Annotated in this window: 7 protein-coding genes and 1 pseudogene; 4 read left to right on the top strand and 4 right to left on the bottom strand. The window is 67.1% G+C overall.

The annotated features are described in order from the left end of the window. Positions 1–772 (top strand): HNH endonuclease signature motif containing protein (locus AC4ELH_RS30010; protein ID WP_498888436.1); only part of this gene is annotated, 772 nt, incomplete at its 5' end. A 53-nt stretch (positions 773–825) separates the two neighbouring features. On the opposite strand, the gene AC4ELH_RS30005 is transcribed toward AC4ELH_RS30010, so the two are convergent. Then, on the bottom strand, positions 826–957 hold the full coding sequence (locus tag AC4ELH_RS30005; protein WP_448457060.1) for a type 2 periplasmic-binding domain-containing protein: 132 nt from the start codon (positions 955–957) through the stop codon (positions 826–828). 10 nt (positions 958–967) lie between these two features. Here AC4ELH_RS30005 and AC4ELH_RS30000 point away from each other — a divergent pair. Continuing rightward, positions 968–1,180 (top strand): annotated as a pseudogene (locus AC4ELH_RS30000) (SDR family oxidoreductase); the annotation flags it as partial. A 17-nt stretch (positions 1,181–1,197) separates the two neighbouring features. Here the strand turns inward: AC4ELH_RS30000 and aceA are convergent. After that, the gene (gene aceA / locus AC4ELH_RS29995) at positions 1,198–3,477 is read right to left on the bottom strand and encodes an isocitrate lyase ICL2 (RefSeq protein ID WP_064957205.1); all 2,280 of its coding nucleotides are present in this window, start codon (positions 3,475–3,477) and stop codon (positions 1,198–1,200) included. Between the two features lie 208 nt (positions 3,478–3,685). Here aceA and AC4ELH_RS29990 point away from each other — a divergent pair, with 208 nt between their 5' ends. After that, the gene (locus AC4ELH_RS29990; protein ID WP_448447048.1) at positions 3,686–3,847 is read left to right on the top strand and encodes a hypothetical protein; all 162 of its coding nucleotides are present in this window, start codon (positions 3,686–3,688) and stop codon (positions 3,845–3,847) included. Positions 3,848–3,871: 24 nt separating this feature from the next. Then, complete coding sequence (locus tag AC4ELH_RS29985) at positions 3,872–4,267, top strand: DUF4267 domain-containing protein (RefSeq protein ID WP_448447050.1); 396 nt, start codon at positions 3,872–3,874, stop codon at positions 4,265–4,267. Here the strand turns inward: AC4ELH_RS29985 and AC4ELH_RS29980 are convergent. Together AC4ELH_RS29980 and AC4ELH_RS29975 are read right to left on the bottom strand one after the other, a co-directional pair. Further along, complete coding sequence (locus tag AC4ELH_RS29980) at positions 4,264–5,529, bottom strand: spinster family MFS transporter (RefSeq protein ID WP_064957206.1); 1,266 nt, start codon at positions 5,527–5,529, stop codon at positions 4,264–4,266. The two genes, AC4ELH_RS29985 and AC4ELH_RS29980, sit on opposite strands and share 4 nt — an antisense overlap. Further along, positions 5,522–6,376 (bottom strand): SDR family oxidoreductase, encoded by an 855-nt coding sequence (locus tag AC4ELH_RS29975; protein WP_448447249.1) that lies wholly within the window; start codon positions 6,374–6,376, stop codon positions 5,522–5,524. The genes AC4ELH_RS29980 and AC4ELH_RS29975 overlap by 8 nt, the downstream gene beginning before the upstream one ends. Positions 6,377–6,392 lie beyond the last annotated feature (16 nt).

The raw sequence follows: 6,392 nt of genomic DNA, 5'->3' as shown, positions 1-6,392 counted from the left end.
ACTCGAATCCCGCATGTCGTGTCTGTGTCGGCGCGAGGACTGCCCGGCCGCACAGCAGCGGGCGGCCGCCGATGCGGCGGTGGTGCATGTGCTGGCCGACCAATCCACCGTGAACGGGACCTGTGATGATCCGGGGTATCTGGTCGGCCATGGCATCCTGCCCGCCGAGTCCGTGCGGGACCTGGCCGCCACCGCGAAGGTCAAACCGGTGCGCATGCCCGCTGCGGCCGGCGAGCCGCAGTACCGCCCCTCGGTGGCCTTGTCGGAGTTCATCCGGTGGCGCGATCTGACGTGCCGGTTCCCCGGCTGTGACGCCCCGGCTGAACGCTGCGATGTCGATCACACCGCGCCCTGGCCCGCCGGGCCGACGCATCCGTCGAACACCAAACTATTTTGCCGGGCACACCATTTGGTGAAAACGTTCTGCCCCGGCTGGACCGATCGTCAACTCCCCGACGGCACCATCGAGTTCACCACCCCCACCGGACACACCCATGTGACCGAACCCCACGGTGCCGCCCTGTTCCCGACTCTGGCCCAACCGACCGGGGACCTCAACCTCCCCGACCCCGAACCTGGCGCGCCCGGCCTGGACCCGAACCTGAACCGGGCCGCCAAAATGCCCAAACGCAGCCGGACCCGCGAACAAGACCGCCAAGATCGCATCGCCGAAGAACGACGCCTGCGCGCCGAACTCAACAACGACCTCGCCTACGAACGCGACTACCAAGCCTGGCTCGCCGAACAATACGGACCCCCACCACCCTTCTGAACAGCTGGAGTGGGGATCATCCCTCCATCGGATTCCACGGCCGGGTGGCCATCTCAGATGAGCCGTTGAGTGAGCGTCGCATCCTCGATCGGGGCGAATCGCAAACGCCCATCGTCGATTTCGCGATGGCACGCGGACAGCGGCAGCACTCCGTAGGTCAAACCCGCCTCGATCACATTCTTCATCGCCGAACCCGACGCTGTGATGCCGGGCCTGGTCATGGGGGAGACCCAGGAACGGCAGAACGATCAACAGATACAGCAGATGTTTCTGATGGCCGCCAAGGTCACCCGTCTGGGCAGGCCCGCCGACCTGGCCGCTGTCACCGCGTTCCTGCTGTCCGACGAGGCCGAATGGATCAACGGACAGACCTGGTACATCGGCGGCGCGTCACACATGCGGCAGTGAGCTGAACCACCGAAGCCCTAGTCCTCCTTGCGGATCAACCGTCCCAGCGCCTCACGATCGGGTGCCAGCAGTTCATCGATGCGGGCCTGGTTCACGTCGGCCACGATGATCTCGCCGACCTCCTGGTACACATCGCTGAAGATGCCGTGCGCCTTCATCTTCTCGGTCTGATAGACGTTGTCCTCCGTCGGCGTCACGTAGTAGACGATCTCCGGCTTGAACCGGTGGATCAGCCACACGTGAATGAGGTCCATCAGACGCTTCTTGCGCAGCTTCTCGGCGAAGGTGTTCTGATCGCGCACCGTCAGGATGTTGCGGCCATGCCGATCCTTGATGGGGTCGACGACGACGTTGGCGAGCGGCTCGTCACCGTCACCGTAGATGCCGAGGTCGAGGACGTCCGATCCAGCGCGGCGGGGCCGCAGCTGCACCCGCAGGTTCTCGCCGATCTTGTAGTAATCGCCCCACATCGCCAGCCACTCCTCGAGGAGCTTCTTGGGCACCTCGGTCTGCACCAGATGTTGGTGCTGCGTGGAGCCGGCGCCCATCGCCTTGGTGGTGGCGGTACGGCCCGAGGAGGCAGCCAGCGCCGCGTCGCTGCGCGGACCACCGACGAGTGTCTGCGGTGTGCGGTAAGGGGATTCGACCAGCCGCATCTTGCGTTGCAGCCGCGCCAGCGCCAGCATGCCCTCCTGCTGCAGGGAGGTCGCGAACTCCTCACACGCCACGCCGTCGACCTGATGGCCGCCGTAGGTGATGAAGTTGAAGACGAACCCCATCTTGCCGAGTTCGGCAGGGAACGCCCGCATCTCGTCATCGGTCATGCCGGTGGTGTCCCAGTTGAATGACGGTGACAGGTTGTAGGCCAGCATCTGATCGGGGAACTCGGCGTGGATGGCGTCGGCGAACTGCTTGGCGTCCGCGAGGTCGGCGGTCTTGGTCTCCATCCACAGAATGTCGGCGAACGGCGCGGCCGCCAGCGACTTCGCGATGGCGTACGGAATGCCGCCGCGCACCTGGTAGTAGCCCTCGGGGGTCTTGACCCGCTCACAGTCCCAGGCCACGTCCGCGCCCAGCTCGCGCGCCTTCTCCTGCGCCGTGTACAACGACGCCCGCGCGGCGAAGTCACGCCAGTCCGCGGCGCTCATCGCGGCCGGCTCACCCTCCCGTTCCCGGAACTCCAGCAGTTCGGCGACCGCCTCGCCGTACGTGTTCAGGCCGGCGTCGGCCTGCCACGCCTCGACGAACGCCGACTCGACCTTGTCGAACATGGCGTCCACCGAATCGCCGGCCACGTGGGCCTTGACGGCCTCGGCGATCGTGTTCGTGAGGCCCTCGCGTTCCAGCCAGGCCTCGGCGGTCGCATACTCGCCGGCGGGCAGCGCATAGAGAAGATGCCCGTTGAGTTCGGTGACGCCGAGATCGTAGAACCGGCGCACCATCGCCAGGAAACACGACTTGTACGTCGGCACCGACAGGTTCGTCGCCCCCAGCAGGAACGGCTGGTCGCGCTCGTCGGCGCGGCTGTCGATCAGGTTGGCGGCCTCGGCATCGGTGCGGGCGACGATGATGCCGGGCACTCGCATGATGTCCAGCTGGAACCGTGCGGTGTTGAGCCGTTTGATCTGCTCATCCGAGGGCACCAGCACCTTGCCACCCTGGTGGCCGCACTTCTTGGTACCAGGACGCTGATCCTCGATGTGGTAACCCGGCACCCCGGACTCGACGAAGCGGCGGATCAGGTTGCGCACATGCGGATCGCCGCCGTGACCGGTGTCGGCGTCGGCGATGATGAACGGCCGGTAGTCGACGGCCGGGGTGGCTGCGCGCTGTTCGGGGGTCATCCGCAGCCGCAGATACTGCTGATTGCGGTCGGCGGTCAGCAGGGCCCGGACCAGCCCGGCCGCCTCGTCGGGCACCTGGCTGAGCGGGTAGCTGGCCAGGTCCGGCCCTGGATCCTCGCTGATGGACCCCTTGGCCGAGGTGGCCCATCCACCCAGGTAGATCCCTCTGATCCCCATCCGTTTCATCACGACCGCCTGACCCGGCGAATACGGTCCGAAGGTGGTGATGCTCAGCTTCTGGGCGAACAGATCGCGCAGGTAGGGAAAGAACGCCGTGGCGGCCTCACGGGCCACCGGATAATCCGACGGGATGGTGCCACGCTGCTCGGCGACCTGACGCGCCGAGTACAGCCGGGTGATGCCCGCGAACCGGGGACTGTCGATGTAGGCCTGGGTGGCCTCGACATCCTCCCGGAACGGTGATGTCTCTGCGTTGGCTTCGATGGTGGCCATGGGTTTGCTCCTCTTCGAGCTCGGCTACCTCGATTATCGCGGCGGAGACGATTCGAGGGACCGGTTGCGGAAAAATCGTCGCAGTGCCCGGCGCCACCCATCGCCGGGCATCGTCGAAAAGCTCTGTATTCCAGCCAGTTTGACAAGCGGTTTCACAGCCTTCGCCAAGCCTCGGTCGTCGCCTCGATTCGCCCTTACCATCGGGGGTATGCCGAAGCTGACCAAGAAGGTGAAATCGCTGTTCAGTAGGCGTCGGCCAGTCACGCGCGAAGATGCCGCGGAGATTGCCGACTGGCTCAACGAGGGCGGTGCGCTGCATCCCGACGGACCGCCGACGGTCATCGATCCGAAGAAGCACCGGAAGGCCTGACACCGGGCCGCTAGGCTGCACGGCATGTCGATCGACCGGGCCGCGCTGGCCGCCGGTGCCATCCGATTCGCGTCGGGAGTCTCGTTTCTCGTCGACCCGAAGCGGGCCGACCGGTGGTGGGGCGCCCGGGAAACACCAGACGCAACCGCGCAGCTGATGTGGCGGTCGATGGGCTATCGCGACGCGCTGATCGGCGGACTGCTGTTGACGGCGGGACTGCGCGGCAAGGACACCCGCGGGTGGTTCCTGGCCTCCGGCGGCGCCGACGCCGCAGACCTGCTCGGTGGGATGGCGGTACACGACCAGCTGCCACGGTCACAGAAGATCGTTGGCCTCGGGGGAGCGGTGGTCGGCATCGCCGTCGGGCTGTGGGGTGCCACCCGCTGCCGGGCGCGTGCCGAGGGCACCCCGACGGGCTAGCCGTTCGTCTCGATGATGTCGCTGCGGTACCAGCGGGCGGCGACGAGATAACAGCCCATCGCCAGCAGTTGCAGTACCGGAACCAGGATCAGCAGGGCCCGGCCCAGTGCGTGCACGCCGAGATCGGCGGTCAGTGCGTCACTGATCAGGCCGGTGACGAACGGGCCGATGGACCCGAGAATGGCGTTGAAGAACAGGAAGATCGCCGAGGCGGTAGCTCGTTGCGCCGGCAGCACCAGGCGGTGGATGGCGGCGATGGACGGTGCCAGGTACGCCGTGCCGATGACGTAGCTGAGCGCCAGGAACCACACGCACGCCAGGCGGCTTTCGACGGTGAACGCCAACACGGAGGCCGGCAGTAGCAACGCCGTCGTCGCCACCACGATCCACAGCAACCAGCGCGGGTCGCGCACCGCCAGCCGATCGGCCAGCCGGCCCACGATCAGCAGTCCGAGCACCCCGGACAGCCCGGTGGCCAGGCCGTACTCCCACCCGACCTCACTGAGTGACATGGAACGCGTCCGCATCAGGAAGGCCGGCGAGAACGTGGTCAGCGAGTAACCGGCGGCCGAGACGAATGCTGTCCCACCGATGACGGCCAGGAAGCTGCGCTTGCGCAGCAGACCCCACCACTTGACGGTCACGTCCTGTTCCCGGTGTACCGCAACGGGCAGCGACTGGCGGGCCCCTACGATCAACAGCACCAGTGGGGCGAATACCACGCTGAATGCACCGATCGCAACGAAAGCCGTTCGCCACCCCAGGTTTTCGGCCAACAGGCCGCCGCCGATCAGGCTGGCGCCGCTGGCCAGCGGGATCGAGAACGTGATGACTGCCAGCGGTGCCGCGCGACGCTCCGGAGGGAAGTTACGGGCCACATAGGCATGGGCGGCCGGGGTGCTGCCCGCCTCGCCGACCGCGACGCCCACCCGGGTGAGCGCGAGCTGAAACCCGGACTGCACGGCACCGCCGAGCATGGTCATGGTGCCCCACAGCGTCAGACAGCCGGCGATCACCGCGCCGAACGCTCCGCGGTCGGCAACCCTGGCCACCGCGACGCCGAGGACCGCGTACACGATCAGGAAGCCGAATCCGTTGATCACCCCGATCGCGGTGTCCGACAGGGCGAGTTCGTGTTTGATCGGCTCGGCCAGTACCGAGGGCAGGAACCGGTCGACGTAGTTGAGGGTTCCGACCAGGGTGAGCAGCGCGACCGCAGCCCACGCGCGCTGCCGCCCGTGGGAAGGGCCAGTGTCAGCCATGTCGTACGCCGCGGGCGAACCGCCACAGATACCGCGGCAGACGGCGCAGCGGCACCGCGGTGGGCCACTCCCGCGGGCGGAAGAAGGCGTCGGAGCCGCCGTCAACGAAAATTACACTGCCGCAGAGGAAATCGGCCGAGTCCGACAACATGAAACACATCCAGTCGGCGAGATGGCCCGCGTCACCGTATCCGCCGATCGGTACCGGGAACTTCCGCACGGCGGCACCCTCGCGCGGATCGGCGAGTTGGGCCTGCAGAAGTGGAGTCAGGATGGCGCCGGGAGCCAACGCGTTCAGACGAATACCCGCACCGGCCCACTCTGCGGAGACGGCATTGATCCGCAGCCAGCGGCTCACCGCGATCTTCGACGCCGCGTACATGATGGCCGACCCGCTGCGGCCCAGCAGACGCAGCGAGCGGACCGCCCGGTCGGTGTCGCGCGCCGACAACGCCCGAATGGTCCGGCGTGGGACCACCGGCACCGTTGTCGTCGAATTACTGGAAATCACCACGACTTTGGCGCGGTTTGCCTTGGCCAGCGCGGGCTGCCAGGCCTCGAGTAGTTCGACCACGCCGAGGAAGTTGACCTCGGCGATCAACCGGTTGCGGTCAGAGCCGGGACCCGGGCCGAGCCCGGCAGCCAGCACCGCCCCGTCAAGCATTCCGCCGCACGCCGCCAGCACGCCGTCGGCAGCCGCCCGACGTCCCTGCGCAGTGGACAGGTCGGCAACCACATCGCCTTCATTGAGGTCCACACCGATCACGGTGTGCCCGAGATCGCGGAGCCGTCGGGCCGCCTGTAAGCCCATGCCGGATGCGGACCCGGTGACCGCGTATGTGCCGATGATCGCCTCCTTGCCG

The sequence above is a fragment of the Mycobacterium shunyiense genome, from assembly GCF_058270075.1.
Note: the sequence above shows the minus strand (reverse complement) of the source record. Positions and strands in the feature narration are given on the sequence as shown.